Annotated in this window: 12 protein-coding genes; 7 read left to right on the forward strand and 5 right to left on the reverse strand. The window is 70.0% G+C overall.

The genetic code is table 11. The features are described 5' to 3' along the window. The first annotated feature begins 135 nt into the window (after positions 1-135). The 4 genes from N5079_RS04830 (at position 136) to N5079_RS04845 (ending at position 6,236) form a co-directional block, all read left to right on the forward strand. Positions 136-2,085 carry a hypothetical protein gene (locus N5079_RS04830; protein ID WP_261582179.1) on the forward strand — a complete coding sequence of 650 codons (1,950 nt, stop codon included), beginning with the start codon at positions 136-138 and terminating at the stop codon, positions 2,083-2,085. Positions 2,086-2,135: 50 nt separating this feature from the next. Beyond that, positions 2,136-4,523 carry a SulP family inorganic anion transporter gene (locus tag N5079_RS04835; protein WP_261582181.1) on the forward strand — a complete coding sequence of 796 codons (2,388 nt, stop codon included), beginning with the start codon at positions 2,136-2,138 and terminating at the stop codon, positions 4,521-4,523. A gap of 97 nt (positions 4,524-4,620) precedes the next feature. Then, positions 4,621-5,637, forward strand: coding sequence for an NAD-dependent epimerase/dehydratase family protein (locus tag N5079_RS04840; protein ID WP_261582183.1), 1,017 nt, complete (start codon positions 4,621-4,623; stop codon positions 5,635-5,637). A 44-nt stretch (positions 5,638-5,681) separates the two neighbouring features. Further along, on the forward strand, positions 5,682-6,236 hold the full coding sequence (locus N5079_RS04845; RefSeq protein WP_261582184.1) for a type II toxin-antitoxin system PemK/MazF family toxin: 555 nt from the start codon (positions 5,682-5,684) through the stop codon (positions 6,234-6,236). Here N5079_RS04845 and N5079_RS04850 read toward each other — a convergent pair. Further along, positions 6,216-6,962, reverse strand: coding sequence for a TetR/AcrR family transcriptional regulator (locus tag N5079_RS04850; protein WP_261582185.1), 747 nt, complete (start codon positions 6,960-6,962; stop codon positions 6,216-6,218). The two genes, N5079_RS04845 and N5079_RS04850, sit on opposite strands and share 21 nt — an antisense overlap. Positions 6,963-7,143: 181 nt before the next feature. Between N5079_RS04850 and atpB the strand changes: the two genes are divergently transcribed. Then, complete coding sequence (gene atpB / locus N5079_RS04855) at positions 7,144-7,938, forward strand: F0F1 ATP synthase subunit A (RefSeq protein WP_261582186.1); 795 nt, start codon at positions 7,144-7,146, stop codon at positions 7,936-7,938. A gap of 76 nt (positions 7,939-8,014) precedes the next feature. On the opposite strand, the gene N5079_RS04860 is transcribed toward atpB, so the two are convergent. Next, positions 8,015-11,011 carry a S8 family serine peptidase gene (locus N5079_RS04860; RefSeq protein WP_261582187.1) on the reverse strand — a complete coding sequence of 999 codons (2,997 nt, stop codon included), beginning with the start codon at positions 11,009-11,011 and terminating at the stop codon, positions 8,015-8,017. A 320-nt stretch (positions 11,012-11,331) separates the two neighbouring features. Here N5079_RS04860 and N5079_RS04865 point away from each other — a divergent pair, with 320 nt between their 5' ends. Then, a complete protein-coding gene (locus tag N5079_RS04865; protein WP_261582188.1) occupies positions 11,332-12,315 on the forward strand; it encodes a helix-turn-helix transcriptional regulator in 984 nt (327 codons plus the stop codon). Between the two features lie 113 nt (positions 12,316-12,428). Here the strand turns inward: N5079_RS04865 and N5079_RS04870 are convergent, their stop codons facing one another. Then, on the reverse strand, positions 12,429-12,962 hold the full coding sequence (locus tag N5079_RS04870) for a GNAT family N-acetyltransferase (RefSeq protein ID WP_261582289.1): 534 nt from the start codon (positions 12,960-12,962) through the stop codon (positions 12,429-12,431). Between the two features lie 224 nt (positions 12,963-13,186). Here N5079_RS04870 and N5079_RS04875 point away from each other — a divergent pair, with 224 nt between their 5' ends. Beyond that, positions 13,187-13,993 carry a maleylpyruvate isomerase family mycothiol-dependent enzyme gene (locus N5079_RS04875; RefSeq protein ID WP_261582189.1) on the forward strand — a complete coding sequence of 269 codons (807 nt, stop codon included), beginning with the start codon at positions 13,187-13,189 and terminating at the stop codon, positions 13,991-13,993. Positions 13,994-14,104: 111 nt separating this feature from the next. Here N5079_RS04875 and N5079_RS04880 read toward each other — a convergent pair whose 3' ends face one another. Then, positions 14,105-14,335 carry a hypothetical protein gene (locus tag N5079_RS04880; protein ID WP_261582191.1) on the reverse strand — a complete coding sequence of 77 codons (231 nt, stop codon included), beginning with the start codon at positions 14,333-14,335 and terminating at the stop codon, positions 14,105-14,107. A gap of 88 nt (positions 14,336-14,423) precedes the next feature. After that, on the reverse strand, positions 14,424-14,924 hold the full coding sequence (locus tag N5079_RS04885; RefSeq protein WP_261582192.1) for a transglutaminase-like domain-containing protein: 501 nt from the start codon (positions 14,922-14,924) through the stop codon (positions 14,424-14,426). Positions 14,925-15,522: the final 598 nt, after the last annotated feature.

Here is a 15,522-nt window from a genome sequence, read left to right on the forward strand (position 1 = left end):
TGTGACAACGGTCATTGTGGTCAAGCAGAATCGGATCCAATTGCTGAGCGCAGGTGATCAAAGGGGGCAGGTCGCGTCGATGGCCGCGCGATCTCACCGGCGCCGCTGGAAGGCCATGGCCTTGAGGGTGGTGCTATGACTGCGGTCATTATGGGCCTCGTCGCCGTCGTGCTCCTTGTGCTCGTCGTCGTGGCACTGGGCATGCGGTCGATGAACCGCAGGGAGAGCGCTCTCTCTTCTGAGCGGATCAAGGCGATGGCCGAGAACAAGGGCCCCAAGCCTCGGCGGCCCGCCGAGGAGACCTTCTTCGAGAGCTTCCCCCAGGGTTTCGACGCCTTCGAGGAGCCCGCGGACCGCGGCTCCAAGCAGCGTGCCGCGGGCCCGCGCCCGGCGCCCCGCCCCGGAGGCCGGCAGGCCTCCCGTCCCGCGCAGCGCGGCGGCAAACAGCCCGCCGCAGCGCGCGGCAAGCGCGGTGTGGACGAGTGGGGCGAGCCCGACGACTACGACGACGACTACTGGAGCCGCGTGCGCGCCGACGACGGCGGCTTCGGCGGCACCATCGCCGCCCGCATGGCGACGCCGCGCCCGGTCACCCAGTCGGCGGCCGACTCCCCCGCCGGTCCGGCTTCGGCGACCTCCGCGTCAAACGGCTCCCCGTCCGGGGACTCCCGGCCCCCCATGGCCGACCCTGACGCCGTGACCGTCCAGGCCGCTCTTCCGCAGCGGCCCGCCGCGGCCGGGCTGGCCGACCTCGTCGAGCCCGCGCGGCCCGCGCGGCCCGCCGCCTCCGCCGACCAGAAGACCGTGACCTTCGCCGCGCCCACGCCCGACATCCTGGGCACGTTGGGCGCCCCCTCCACAGGGCCGCTGGACTCCTCCCCGGCGAGCGACCCCTTCACCACCGGGCCGCGGCCTGCCGGATCCGGAGCCTCCACGTCCGGCCGGTCCACCAGGTCCGCCCGATCCGGCCGTCGCTCCGCGGCCTCGGCCGACGCCACGACCGGGGCGGGCCGTGCGAACGGCTCCTTCGAAACCGGCCGGGGCACGGGGTCGTACGACATCCCGGGCGGCACCGGACCGTTCGGGGCCCCGGGGAGCACCGGACCCTTCGATGTCCCGGGCGGCGCCGGTTCGTTCGACGCCACCGGAAACGCACCGTCGTTCGAGGCCACGCCGTCACCGATACCCAGCACCGGTTTCTTCACCGCCGTCGGCGGCACCGGATCCTCCACCGGCACCGGGCTCCCCGCGACGGGCCCGTTCCCCTCCACCGGCTCCTTCGAGACCGGCCGCACACGTGGATCGTTCGAAGCCACGCGCGGCACGGGCCCCTTCGAGGCCCAAGGGAGCGCCGCGCCCTTCGATGCCACGCCGTCCCCGAGGCCCGCGGGCGACGCCTCGGCGTCCTCGACGGGCTCCTTCGACACGTGGGCCGCCTACGACACCACCCGGACCGGCGGCGCGTCCCACGGCTCGACCGGTCCGTTCGCGTCGCCGGACACCGGTTCGTCGTACGCCGTCACGCCCCCACCCTCGTCCGCATCCCCGTCCTCGGCGTCTCCGGGCTCTTCGGCGACTCCGTCGGGTGGATGGGCGGCCCGTGACGTGCTCGACGATCCGGAGCCCCCGCGCAGCGCGTCGTCCTGGCCGAACGCCGAGACCTACCAGACGCCCTCCTACGACGGCTACCCCCAGTACTCCACCGACCCGTCCTACCCCGCCACGTCCTCGTCGTACGAGGTCAGCGCCGGATGGGCGACGATCGACGAATCCGACGCGGTGACCGGGCCGAGCCCCGCGACCGGCGTCCCCACCGGCCCCTCGCCGACCGTCTCGCCGTACGAGTCGGCGGGCTACGACGTCCCCTCCGGGCAGAGCTACTACGGCTCCGACCAGCAGCGGCAGGATTACGGCGACCCCCAGCACCCCTCATTGCCGGAGCAGAACTCGGGCTGGCCGGAGCAGAACACCGGCGGAAGCTGGCCGTCCTACGACGAGCTGTACGGCGACGCGTCACCCTCGGCCGGCGCGCGCCGGGGCAACCACCGGAACCCCGACACCGACTATCCCGACTATTACCGCTGATTTTCTTCGAGCTTGCCTGATCGCCCGGCGACCCGTCATATGGTCGCCTCATGGCGCAGAGTAGTCGGGCGAATCCGAAGAGTCACTGGACATCCGTGCTGCGGCACGACGTGCCCGCTTCACTCGTGGTCTTTCTCGTGGCGGTGCCGCTCTCGCTCGGCATAGCCGTCGCGTCGGGCGCTCCGGTCGCGGCCGGACTGGTCGCGGCCGTCGTCGGCGGCGTGGTGGCGGGAGCGCTCGGCGGGTCCGTCGTCCAGGTGAGCGGGCCCGCCGCGGGCCTCGCACTGGTCGTCGCCGAGCTGGTCCAGACGTACGGCTGGCGGGCCACGTGCATGATCACTCTCATGGCCGGGCTGGTGCAGGTGCTGCTCGGGGCGTTCCGCGTGGCCAAGGCGGCGCTGGGCGTCTCACCGGCGGTCGTCCACGGCATGCTCGCCGGGGTGGGCGTCACCATCGCCCTCTCGCAACTGCACATCGTGCTCGGCGGCAAGCCGCAGCGCTCCGCGCTGGAGAACATCGTGGAGCTGCCGGCGCAGATCATCCACAACCACAGCCACGCCGTCATGGCGGGCGTCGTCACCATCGGGATCCTCGTCGGGTGGGCGCGGCTCCCCCGGCTCCGCGCGATTCCGGCGCCGCTGGCCGCGCTGCTCATCACCGCCGTGACGACCTCCGTCCTGGGGTGGGACCTCACGAAGGTCGACCTGTCCGGCGGCTTCTCCTCCCTCCAGGGGCCGCTGCTGCCGCAGGGCGACTGGCACGCCATCGCCTCCGCCGTCCTGCTCGTCGCCCTGCTCGCCGGAGTCGAGTCGCTGCTGACCTGCGTCGCCTCCAACCGGCTGCACGACGGGCCGCGCGCCGACCTCGACAGGGAGCTGACGGCGCAGGGCGTGGCCAACCTGGTGTCCGGCGCGCTGGGCGGCCTTCCGGTCTCCGGCGTGGTCGTGCGCACCACCACCAACGTCCGGGCCGGGGCCCGTAGCCGCTGGTCCGCCGTGCTGCACGGCGTGTGGGTGCTGCTTTTCACGGCGGCCTTCGCCTGGGTGATGGCGCTCATCCCACTGGAGGCCCTGGCGGCGCTGCTGCTGTTCATCGGCGTGCAGATGGTCAACCTCGGCCACGCCCGCAACCTCCGGGGCCACCGCGAGGTGCCCATCTACTTCGTCACGATGGGCGGGGTCGTGCTGATCGGCCTCGCCGAGGGCGTCGCGCTCGGACTCGGCCTCGCGGCGCTGCTGGCGCTCCGTCGGCTCGCCTGGATCTCCGTGCTCGTGCGGCAGGTCGGCGAGCGCTGGCGGATCGTCGTCACGGGCTCCCTCACCTTCATCGGCGTGCCGCGGCTGACCGAGTCGCTGAGGGCCATCCCGCCGGGCGCGGCCGTCGAGCTGGATCTGAACCTCGACTTCATGGACAACGCCGCCTTCGAGGCGCTGCACGCCTGGCGGCTCGAGCACGAGCGCGGCGGGGGCACGGTCGACATCGACGAGCTGCACGGCGAGTGGTACGCCGCGGCCGTCAGCGGCGCCCGTCTCTTCCCCGCCAAGACCCCGCCCCGCCACGAGCGCTGGTGGCTGCCGTGGGCCTACCGCCGCCGCGCCCTCGATCCCGTACGGCAGGCCCGCGGCGAGTGCGCGTATGACGACGCCCATCACAATGTCCATGACGGAGCCCATGACGGGGCCCGTCACGATGCGGCCCATGACGGGGCGCGCGCGGACTCCTCCGACGCTCCCTGCGCCGTCCTCTGCCAGAGCGCCGGCGACGCCGCGGATCACGGCGAGACGTGCGGGGCCCCCTCGGGCGGGGCGAGAGCCGTACCGGATCTGCTGGCGGGCACGAGGGAGTTCCAGCGGCGGACCGCGCCGCTGGTCCGGCCGCTGCTGCACCGGATGGCGCGCAGGCAGACCCCGTCGCACCTGTTCATCACCTGCGCCGACTCGCGGATCGTGCCCAACATCATCACCGCGAGCGGTCCGGGAGACCTGTTCACCGTGCGGAACATCGGCAACCTGGTGCCGCGCGCGTCGAGCGTCCCGCCGGACGACTCGGTTGCGGCGGCCATCGAGTACGCCGTGAAGGTGCTGGAGGTCCGGACGATCACCGTGTGCGGCCACTCGGGATGCGGCGCGATGGCCGCCCTGCTCGGCGAGAGCCCGGAGCTTCCCGCACTGCGGAGCTGGCTGCGGCACGGGCGGCACAGCCTTGCCCGGTTCGTCGCTATGGAGGGCGCCGAGGACGACGGAGGGCCGCTCGACCGGTTGTGCCGGGCCAACGTGATCCAGCAGCTCGACAACCTGCGGACCCATCCCCTCGTGGACGGGCTCGTGCTGGCCGGAAAGCTGGAGCTCACCGGGCTGTACTTCGACATCGGCGCGGCCCGCGTCCACGTGCTCGACCGGGAGCGCTTCACGCCCGTGCCCGAGCTTCGCACCGGCTGAGCCGTAAGGGAGCACGTCCGTCCGCTCTCAGCGGATCACGTCCGCCGACCGTGAAACCGCGGCGACATGGCGCGGAGCCTTCGCCAAGGATGGCCTCATGAGAATTCTGGTCATCGGTGGTTCGGTGTTCCTGGGACGGGCGATCGCCGAGGAGGCGCTGGGCCAGGGGCACGAGGTCACGACGTTCAACCGCGGCAAGAGCGGCGCCGACCTGCCGGGGGCGCATGCCGTACACGGCGACCGGGAGGTCCGCGCGGACCTCGACCGGCTCGCCGAGGGGCGGGAGTGGGACGCCGTCATCGACGTCTGCGGGCGCACCCCCCGGGTCGTCCTCGACTCGGTGCGGCGGATTTCCGGGCACGCGGGGCACTACACGTGCATCTCCAGCATCTCGGCCTTTCCGGACTGGCCGGTGAAGACGGGGCTCGACGAGAGCTTCCCCCGGCACGAGTGCCCGCCCGACGCCGACGCGAGCTACGGGGACTACGGAGTGCTCAAGGCGGGCTGCGAGCGGGCGGTCGAGGAGCACTTCGACGGGAAGACGCTGATCATCGACCCCGGCCTGATCATCGGGCCGCACGAGAACGTCGGCCGGCTGCCCTGGTGGCTCACCCGGATCGCGCGCGGAGGCCGCGTGCTCGCCCCGGGCGACCCCGAGCGGCCGATCCAGCTCATCGACGCCCGGGACATCGCCGCCTTCACCGTCGCCCAGGCGGCCAGGGGCGGCACGGGCCGGTTCCTGACCAGCGGGATCCCGGGGAACGCGACGTACGGAAGCTGGCTGGCCGACTGCGTCGAGGCCACCGGCTCCGGCGCCGAGCTGGTGTGGGCGGACGACCGGTTCCTGCTCGACCAGGGGGTGGAGCAGTGGACCGAGTTCCCGTGCTGGCTGGCGGACACCCCGGAGACGGCGGGCGCGTGGACGCCCTCGTCGGCCAAGGCGGTGGCCGCCGGGCTGACCTGCCGTCCGGTCTCCGAGACCGTCCGGGACACCTGGGCGTGGCTGAGGGACATCCCCGAGGATCGGCGCAGCTTCGCGTCGGCCATGCTGAGCCACGGCATCGACCCGGAGAAGGAGGCGCGCATCCTCGCCGCATGGGACGCACGCGACTGATCTTCCGGCGTAGGCTTGCCCCCATGGTGTGGTGGGCTCTTGGCGTGGTTGCGCTCGTTGTCCTCGGTCTCGCGGTCGCGTCGCGGCTGCGCCGCCCGGCCCCCGAACGGCCGCCCGGTCGCCGGAGCGGCGCGGGCCGCACGAGAACTCCCGGCCGCGGTGGCGCCTCCCGCCGCACCGGTGTTCTTCGGCGCACCGGCGCTTCCCGGCGTCCCGCGGGTTCCGGCCGTACGGAGGCGCCTGGCCGTACGGGCGCTTCCGGCGCGGACGGCGGGCCCCGGCCTGGGGAGATCTGGTGGGCCGACGTCCCCTTCGAGGACGGCCCGGGATCCAAGGTCCGGCCCTGCGTCGTGCTCAGGACCCACGGGGACGGCGCCGAGGTGCTGAAGATCACCAGCCAGGACCAGCGCCACCGCCAGGACCACGTCGAGATCCCCACCCGCACCTGGGATCCGGACGCCGACCACAACAGCTTCCTCGACCTCACCGGGCCGCTCCGGGTGCCCGCCGTCTCGTTCGGCAACAAGGCGGGCACCCTGGACGCCCGTGTATGGAAGCAGGTCCGGACGCTCTATCGCCTACCGGCCGGCAGGGGATGAGCCGCCCTCGCCACGCGGGAGGCGGGCCGCGATGCCTTCGAGGAGGCGTTCGAGCCCGTAGTCGAACCGGTCGTCGATGTCGGTGTACTCCTGGCCTCCCTCCGTCAGCATCCGGGCGACCATGGGGTACTGCCCGCTCCCGACGACGGACTGCAGGAACGGAACCTGCAGGGTCATCCACTGCATGAGATCCAGGCCGGTGCGCCGGAGGGCCTCGGCGTCGGCCAGTTCGCTCTGCACGAACCCGTGGACGTAGGCGAAGACCGTCCCGATGATGGTCAGCATCTCGTTGACGCCGAGGCCGAGGCCGTCGACCATTCGGAGCGAGGTGTCCAGCAGCCGCACCCGGTTGGGGCTGGCCTGCTGCCGCGTCGCCGCCAGCGGGGCGAGCCACGGGTGGCGGAGCATCGTCTGCCGGGCGTGCCGGGCCAGCGCCCGGAGGTCGGTCATCCAGTCCCCGGACAGGGCGGTGTCCACCGGGAGGTAGTCCGCCACGACGGCGTCGATCATCAGCTCGATCACGTCGTCCTTGCCTGACACGTACCGGTAGAGGGACATCGTCCCGGCATCGATCTCCGTGGCCAGCCGCCGCATGGAGATCGCGTCCAGCCCTTCGGAGTCGGCGATCTGAATGGCGGCCTCTGTCAGGCGTGACCGGCTGAAGCTCGGCTTCGGTCCCCGGGCCGGACGCTCGGGTCGCATCCACAGGTTCTCGCGCGTTTTCATCGGTCATCGCCTCGTACCGAACAGTTCTATTGCGTACACCGTACCGGGTAAGTATCGTCGACCCTGCAACCGAGTACGGCGTACCCAGTTTCAGGATGTGCGTCATCGCCCCTTCATCTAGGTATTCGCATGCCGGCGCTCCCGGGGTTTCGACCTCGGGCTTTTCGGGAGGAGGGCCGCCGTGAGCGTGCCGGCCATCGTCGCCATGGACGGGTTCAAGGCTCCGGATGTGGGGCTGTTCGATTTCCCCCCGCTCTGGGGCGGCGCGCCGTACTGGCTGACCAAGCCGGTGGTGTTCGCCGCCGTCGGTGTGCTGGTGCTGTGCGCACTGGCCTGGGCGGCGTTCGCCACGCCGAAGTTGGTCCCCCGGGGGCTGCAGAACGCCGGTGAGTACGGCTATGAGTTCGTGCGGGACCAGATAGCCCGGCCGTTCCTCGGCAAGGACGCCGACCGCTGGATGCCGCTCCTGCTGAGCATGTTCTTCGTGATCTTGCTGTGGAACTTCATGGGCGTCATCCCGGCCGTGCAGTTCCCCGTGAACTCGCACATCGCTTTTCCCGTGGTCTTCGCCCTGGTCGTCTACGTGATAAAGATCTATCTGGGGATCAGGCACCAGGGTCTCGCCGGATATTTCAAGGGGATGATGTTCCCGCCGGGCCTGCCCAAGCCCCTGGCCATCGCGGTGTTCGCGCCCCTGGAACTGCTCTACAACTTCGTCACCGCGCCGTTCACCCATGCTGTACGGCTGTTCGCGAACATGTTCGCCGGGCACCTTCTGCTGGCGTTCTTCAGCGCGGTCGGATTCTGGTTCCTGATCGAGCACCCCACCGTGCCCGGCTCGCCCATAGGCGTACTGAGCGTGGCGATGGCCGTCGTCATGACGGGCCTGGAGATCTTTATCCAGTTCCTCCAGGCGTTCCTCTTCACCATGCTCGCGGCCATGTACATCGGTAATTCCCTGCACCCGCAACACTGAGCGGCCTGAGCAGCCAGCCTCGCACAAGCAAAAGGCCACACCCGGGGTCCGGGTGTGGCCTGTGCGCCGCTCGGGGTCAGTTGACGGTGATGACCGTGCCCGACCCGTTCGGGAACTCGACGTAGCCCGTGTGGCGGGCGTCGCTGGGCAGGTTCGACCAGGACGCGGTCACCTGCAGGGGCTCGCCCGGGGTGACCTTGGGGTGCTTGGGCGACACGGTGATCTCACCGGCGCCGTCCTCCCCGTTGACGAGGTTCGTCTGGAAGGTGAACGGCGTCGAGGTGGTCCCGGGCAGGTCGCCGAGCGTGATGACCGCCGCGAAGTACCTGCCGGGCTTCGGGTTGGGCAGGCTCACCCGGGCGTCGGGCGTGACCATGTCCGAGAGTGCCTCGAACCAGAGCTTGCCGTCGATCTCGCGGGCGACCAGGACGGTCAGCCCGGCCTCCGGGTTGTCCGTACGGGCGGTGAACTCGACGGCCTTCGCGTCCTCGGGCACCGTGGTCCAGAAGTCCTGCTCGGGGTTGCCGAAGTTGGACACCGACCCGGGGGTCAGCGGGCCGGAGACCATGCCGTACGCGTTGATCGGGAACTTCGACAGGCCGGGGGTGACCGTGAAGGTGACGCTGCCGGCCTTGCCGGTGCCGCTGATCTGCGCGGGCGCCAGTGCGCTCTCCGGCGTCAGCACGATCGGGCTGCGCACGGCGACGCCGCCGCCGACCCAGGTGAGCGAGCCGATCGTGGTGTCCCCCGACTCGGCGGTCTTCTGCGTCAGGGTGACCGTGAACTCCTTGGTCTCCCCCGCCGCGTCGAACTTCAGGGTGGAAGGCCGGACGGTGGCCTTCATCCCCGGAAGGTCGATCTTGGCGTGGTACACGCCCGGCGTCACCGCGGTCACCCTGCGGGTGATGGTCCGGGAACCGAGCAGTTGGCCGAACGCGATGGACGGGTAGTTCACCTGGGTCGGGGTGATCGCCGGGACACCGGAGCCGGTGTGGACGCCGCGGCCTTCGAGGTAGCCGAGCCACTCCTCCTCGGAGGAGTCGTACACCAGGCCGGGGTTGAGCATCCGGGTGGGGGTGACCTCGCCCGCGCCCTGCGCGAACAGGTCGGTGTTCGCGTCACCGGTCGCGGTCTTGGTGTCGGTCGCGGTTGTGATCATCGCCGACTTGACCGCGGACGGCGACCAGTCGGGGTGCTCGCCGAGGTAGAGCGCGGCCAGACCGGCGATGTGCGGCGCGGCCATGGACGTGCCCGACTCGAAGGCGAAGTCCTGTCCCTCGTTGGTGGGCGGGGCCACCGCGGCGAGGATCGACACTCCGGGTGCGGCGATGTCCGGCTTGAGCAGGTCGCCGCTGTTCGTGAGGGATGGGCCCCGCGAGGAGAACCCGGCGATCTGCGGGTACGGCATGGCCCCCCCACCCGGGACGAGGGTCGCCTGCGCGCCGGCGGTCTTGGCGTATTCCCGCACGTCCAGCGAGTGAGGCGTGTTGAGGTGCACGGTTGGGACGCTGTGCAGGTCACCGTCCTCGCTGCTGTCGGTCAGGTTGACCAGCACCATGCCGGCACCGCCGGCCCGCTTGACCTCGGCGGACTTGATCGTCCGGGCGATGACGCCCCGGTCGCAGACGACGATCGTCCCGGCGACCTTGGCGGGATCGAGCGAGCCGGGCGAGCACAGCGACGCGTCGTAGACCGTGGCGGTCGCGTTCTTCACCGACTCCGCCAGCACGAGCGGCTTCGGCCCCACCGTCGCGGCGACCGACGTGCTGACGCCGGTGTAGCGGGCGCCGTTGCCCAACTCCACCGTGCCCGCGTACGGCTCGACGGTGCTGGCCGCCACCGTGGTCTCCCACGGCATGGTGTTGTCCAGGGTGGACGTGTCCGGCCCCTGGTTGCCGGCCGCCGCGGAGACGAAGATCCCGGCCGAGGCCGCGTTGAGGAAGGCGAAATTGATGGCACTGTCGGCCGGCGTCTCAAAGGCGGACCCGACCGAGTAGTTGATCACGTCGACGCCGTCGGCGACCGCCTGGTCGATGGCCGCGACGATGTCCGACAAGTAACCGCCGGTGGCACCGCCGTTCTTGCCCTGCCACAGCGCCTTGTAGACGGCGATCGCCGCACCCGGAGCGACCCCGGTGATCTTGCCGAAGTCGCGGCCGCCGATTTTGACATCGACGTCGGCGTCGCCGGCGGCGGTCGTGGCGGTGTGGGTGCCGTGGCCCTGCCCGTCACGAGGGGACACGTAGTCGGCCCGCTTGGCGGGGGGGTTCTGCTTCAGCCAGGTGTCCCCGAAGTAGCGGGCGCTGATGAGCTTCTGGTTGCAGGCGCTCGCCGCGAACTGCTCGCCGGTCTGGCAGCTCCCGGTGAACGTGCCGCCGTCGGCCTTGCGCATGACGGTCGTGGCGCCCTGGAGGTACGGCCGGTAGGGGTCGTCCGCGGAGGGCGGCGCGGAGTCAAGCGCGGGCGCGGCCAGCGAGCGGCTTTCGGGCCAGATCCCGGTGTCGATGACGCCGATGACGACGCCCTTGCCGGCCTTCGCCGTACCACCCAGGGTGGACCACACACCGTTCGGGCCGGACAGGCCCAGGAAGTCGGTGGAGTTCTTGTCGTCCGTCGTCTGGTGCAGCTCGTCCCGGACGACGGAGACCACGCCGGGTGTTCTCATCAGTTGCACTACCTGCACACCGGACAGGTCCGCGACGAAACCGTTGGTGGCGACGGAGTAGCCGCGTACGGACTCGGCGCCTACGGCCGCGGCCACCGTGGCCTGCTCCTCGACGAGGTGCTCCCGGTAGCGCTTCGCGTTGGCCGTGGTGGTGTCCACCTTCCGGCCGTGCACCGGCTTGGTGGCGGCGATGCCGGGCACGCCGCCCTCGTACGTCGCCAGCGGCTTGTCCGAGAGGGTGACGATGTAACGACCGGCGAGGGACTCGGGAGAGCCCGTCTCCGGGGACGGCGCGGCGCCGGGCGCCGCCGCGGTGGCCGGGGATTCGGCAGGGGATGTCGTCGAGGCGGTGGCCTGTGCCGGGGTCATCGTGGCCGCGAGCGCCAAAGCCGCTGCGACGACGGCCACACCGTGGGGGGCATGTGTTCTTCGTGACTTGAAGGCCACGTTTTGTTCCTCCGGGGGCGAGAAGAGGCCGAGAGCGGGCTTGCACCGCTCTGCGGCGAAGATCACCGAACGGCACGCGACGGACTGACTCCCTTCGACGCGGCGGCGCCGGCACGCGTCGCGGAGGTTAGGCACGCGTCGTGCGGTCGCCGATGTTCGGCGAGAAAAGTGAACGTCGTGCGACTAATGATTGTCTAGATACACTTGTGGCCTCTTTTAGCCATGTGGCGAAAGATGACACATTCGTCCCTCTTCGAGGCCGTCGCGTGGGGAACAAGCCTGTGTTGGGCGCACTGGGGATCAGCGAGTTCGACGAGCGCGTGTATCTCCTGCTTCTCAGTGAGGTCGATCCGGGGCCTTCGGAAATCGCCGTCTCGGTCGGCGCGTCACCCTCCCGGGTCAGGCGCGCCCTCGCGCGACTCAGCGCGCTCGGTGTGGTCAGGCGTGACACGCGCGGCCACTACGAGCCGGTCAGCCCGGACACCGCACTGGCAGCGTTGCTCAATCAGCGCCGGCTGGAGGTCGAACTGGCTTTCACCGAGGTGCAGTCGGCAGTGGCCGACCTCGCCCACGTGCATCGGGCCGGCCAGTTGAGGAGCGATCCCGACAGCCTGGTGGAAGTGCTTTCGGGCCGCGAAACAGTCGACCGGAGGCTGGAAGAGCTGTCACCCGCGATCAGGACTCACCTGTGGGTGCTGGACAAGCCGCCCTATCGCCCCATGGCGAACGGCCAGCCGTACACCAACGAGGCGGAGACGGCGGAGACCCTCGCGATGATGAAGCGGGGGGTCGAGGTGCGTTCCGTCTACTGTCCCGAGTCCATGGAGCGCCCCGGCCGGTTCGAGACCATCGTCAAGCTGGCCTCTCTCGGGGAGCACTCCCGGCTCCTGCCCACACTTCCGTTCAAGCTACGGATCGTGGACCGGCGCATCGCGCTTCTGCCGCTGGTCGGCGAGGTCTACGACAGCCTTGCCGTGATCCACCCGTCGGGCATCCTGGACGCGCTCATCGAGCTGTTCGAGGTCTACTGGGAGCGGGCCGAGCCGATCGCGGGCGGGTGTCCGCAGCCCGATGACCAACCCAGCGAGAGCGACCTGCTCATCCTGCAGATGCTCAAGGCCGGCATGAAGGACCAGGCCATCGCCCGTCAGCTCGGAGTGAGCCCGCGCACCGCCACCCGCCGGATAGCGGAGATCATGGCCGACCTGGGCGCCACCACCCGCTTCCAGGCGGGCGTCAACGCCGCCACCCGCGGCTGGCTCTGACAGCACGGCTCGGCACAGCGGCGCGTGCGGCCGTTCGGGGACCCTTTTGGGAGACGTACGGAAGCTCCTCACGGCGGCGGAATCCGCCACTGTGGCGCACGGCTCGTCCCACGTCAGGCGTCGTCGCGCAGGCGAGCGTGGAGATGCATGTCGTGCCAGCCGTCGGCATGGCGGGCCTCGCCCCGTTTCGTTCCCTCGGCCGTGAAGCGGGCGTATTGGGCGACCCCGCAGGACGCGACGTTCACCGTCGAGTGGCGCAACTCGACGCGGTGCAGCCGGAGCGTTTCGAAGGACCACGCGGTCACGGCGGACAGCGCTCGCGGGGCGATGCGACGGCCCCGCGCGCCCGGCAGCACCCAGTACGACACCTCCGCCAGGCCGTCGACCAGGTCGATCCGGCGCAGACTGATCTGCCCGGCGACGTCTCCCGCTTCGACCACGGCCCACCCGGCACCGGTCTCCTCGTGCCACCGGCGCGGCCAGGAATCTATCCAGTCACGGGCCTCGTCGTCGGTCATCGACCGGCAGTGCCAGCGTTGGATCGCAGGATCTGCGTAGGCCGCCATGACAGCCGGCCGATCCGACGGCCGCCAGGGCCGAAGTACCACACCGTTTTCGCGGATCTCGGGCTGCGTCAGCGCCGCCATCGAGCCGGGCGGCAAAGCGGGCGGGACAAGTGGCGGCACGTGCCGACTGTAGGGCACGCCATCGACAACGACCCAACCGTGCAGCGTGTGGTCCCCACTGGCCACCCAGTGTTAGGCCTCCGGCCCGATGACCCTCCACGTCAGTCTTGGCACGGCCGCCCATACGAGGTGCATCGTCCCCCCAGGAGCACCGTGGAGGAGCACCCGCTCCCGGAAATGGGTTTATGGATGCCGGGGATGGCTGGTTCCATGTGACGATGGACTTCTCCCGGCTTCTCAGCTGTCTTGAGGACGACTTCGCCCTGCTGCGTGCCGCCGTCGTCAGTGCCGATCCGTCGGCGCGCGTACCGTCGTGCCCCGGCTGGTCCGTCGGCGATCTCGCGCGACATGTCGCCGAGGTCTACCTGCACAAGGCCGAGTGCATCCGGCTCGGGGCCTTCCCCGAAGAGTGGCCGCCCGGCGTCCTCGACCCCGATCCCGTGACCTCGCTGGACAAGACCCATGCCGTGCTGACCGAGATGTTCTCGGCGCACTCCCCGGCCGACCCCGCGGCCACATGGTACGAGTCCGATCAGACCGTCGGCTTCTGGATCCGCCGCATGGCTCAGGAGACGGTGATCCATCGCGTCGACGCGGAGCTCGCGGCGGGGTGTCCGGTGTCCCCCGTCCCGGACGATCTGGCCCTCGACGGGATCGACGAGGTCCTGCGGCTGTTCGTCGGCTACGGGAGCACCCGCTGGCTGGACGACTTCGGCACCCTTCTCGACGCGCCGGACGAGCGCCCGGTCTCGGTCTCCACGAGCCACCACGCCTGGACGCTGACGGCCGTGGCGGGCCACAGCGCCCAGCCCGGCCATGTGAACGTGAAGGACGCGGCCATGGGCTTCGACGGGGACGCGCTGGTGAGCGGGGACGCGGTCGCGCTCCTGCTCTGGCTCTGGAACCGCGGCGACGACACATCCGTACGCATCTCGGGCGATACGGCCCTGTTGAAGCAGTTCCACGCCCTGCTAACCGCCGCGACGCAGTGAATCGCCCCGATTCCTCGCCGGAGCCTCACGAAACGTCACGGATCGGATGAATGCGGGGGCCTGCCGCACCCGCCCGGGTGGGCGGGCGCGGCGGAGATGTACGGCGGTCGTCTATGCGATGGAGCCGGACCAGAGGTTCTTGGCCGCGCTGTAGACACCGTAGAACTCGCCGTCGAAGTAGGTCTGCACGGCGTAGGGCGTGGCGTTCTTCAGGTTGGCGCCCCCGTCGGCGAGCCAGAACGCCGCGACCTGCTGAGCGGTCGTCACATCGGAGGCCAGAGGGGCCGTCACCGCGTTCACGGCCTGAGCCGGCGCCGAAACGGCGTGCGTCTTGCTGATCAACGGCGGTGAATGCCCTGAATGTGCACTGCCGAAAGCGCCCCGGCCCAGCCGTGTTATGTCGTGACAATCTCGAGAAGCGGACAGGAACTCAAGCCGCCCAACGACTCATGATGATGTCCGCGGGGATGCGAACCGGCAGACACAACGTTTGGCCATGCGTCCTGAACAGGACATCACGGCAGCTGAAATAACCCAGATCAGCCAGCACATAGCCGGATAGGTCGCATGATGAGCAGGTGAGGCCGTCCCAGTCCACGGCGGTGCGGGCAACCGCGTCGAAGAGCGTCTCACCGCCATCATTGGCGAATCTGCCGGCCTTCTGCAACGTGTCCAGGTCGCCGTACAGCTCTGAGACGCTTACCCACCGACTGTCGAGCTGGAACTCCGGCCAGGCAAGCATCACCTGGTGAGGGATAAACGGTCGGAGCCGGGGAAATCGCGTGTACCAGAAACGTCCGTCTACCAGCAATCCTCTGACCCGGCTGGCGATCCCACAGGCCCGCGCCACAGCTTCCATGAGCGCCAGCCGCTGGCTGCACGAGCCGCGCTCCAGGAGGAGCGTCCTGGAGACAGGCTGCTTCTCGTTCATGGCGTACACAGGCCGCACCCGTGCGGTGATAAGCCGATGGGCCGTGACCAGGAGATCCCTGTCCGTCCCGCCGCTTCCGTCCTGGACTTCGGCCACCAACCCCAGTACCCGTGGATGCTTCCAATCGAGAATGGGCGTGGCCCTCAGCTCGCCCTCAACCGTTGCCCGGCGGGAAACATGCTTGGCGGACGAATCACCGGAGCGGTATCGTCTCCAGGCTAGCCATTCCCTAATGGTGCCTCTAAGCAGGTGTGCGAAGAGCAAGGCACCTATCGCGAAGAGGAGCAGTCTCCAGGCAAGTGGATCTCTGGATTCGAAAGCCGCAATGTGCATGAGGCTGAGGCCCGAGATCAAGCCCAACCAGGTTCCGACCCATGCGAGAGCACGCCCCATGTGCGGCAGTCTTCCAGAAATTGGGTGAACAAGGGCATCGCTGCGCTCAACCCGACCCCCCACTAATCTGCGCCCATCCCAGCAGAGGCATGTAGGCCGCAGTCACGAGAGGTGCCGCCACTTTCCGGCCGCCGATCGAGACCCGCAGGTAGTCCGTTCGCTCATCACGCGCCATCTTGCCTTCTTGTCTCGCGCGCTGTCCTTC

The sequence above is a fragment of the Planotetraspora sp. A-T 1434 genome, assembly GCF_025420585.1.
In the GTDB taxonomy this organism is placed as follows: Bacteria; Actinomycetota; Actinomycetes; order Streptosporangiales; family Streptosporangiaceae; genus JAOEGB01.

What these genes read in the sequence shown, in the direction of transcription:
- N5079_RS04830 (WP_261582179.1), top strand. Translation starts at nt 136, where the DNA reads ATGACTGCGGTCATTATGGGCCTCGTCGCCGTCGTGCTCCTTGTGCTC.
- N5079_RS04835 (WP_261582181.1), top strand. Translation starts at nt 2,136, where the DNA reads ATGGCGCAGAGTAGTCGGGCGAATCCGAAGAGTCACTGGACATCCGTG.
- N5079_RS04840 (WP_261582183.1), top strand. Translation starts at nt 4,621, where the DNA reads ATGAGAATTCTGGTCATCGGTGGTTCGGTGTTCCTGGGACGGGCGATC.
- N5079_RS04850 (WP_261582185.1), bottom strand. Translation starts at nt 6,962, where the DNA reads ATGAAAACGCGCGAGAACCTGTGGATGCGACCCGAGCGTCCGGCCCGG.
- N5079_RS04870 (WP_261582289.1), bottom strand. Translation starts at nt 12,962, where the DNA reads ATGGCGGCGCTGACGCAGCCCGAGATCCGCGAAAACGGTGTGGTACTT.
- N5079_RS04875 (WP_261582189.1), top strand. Translation starts at nt 13,187, where the DNA reads ATGGATGCCGGGGATGGCTGGTTCCATGTGACGATGGACTTCTCCCGG.
- N5079_RS04885 (WP_261582192.1), bottom strand. Translation starts at nt 14,924, where the DNA reads ATGAACGAGAAGCAGCCTGTCTCCAGGACGCTCCTCCTGGAGCGCGGC.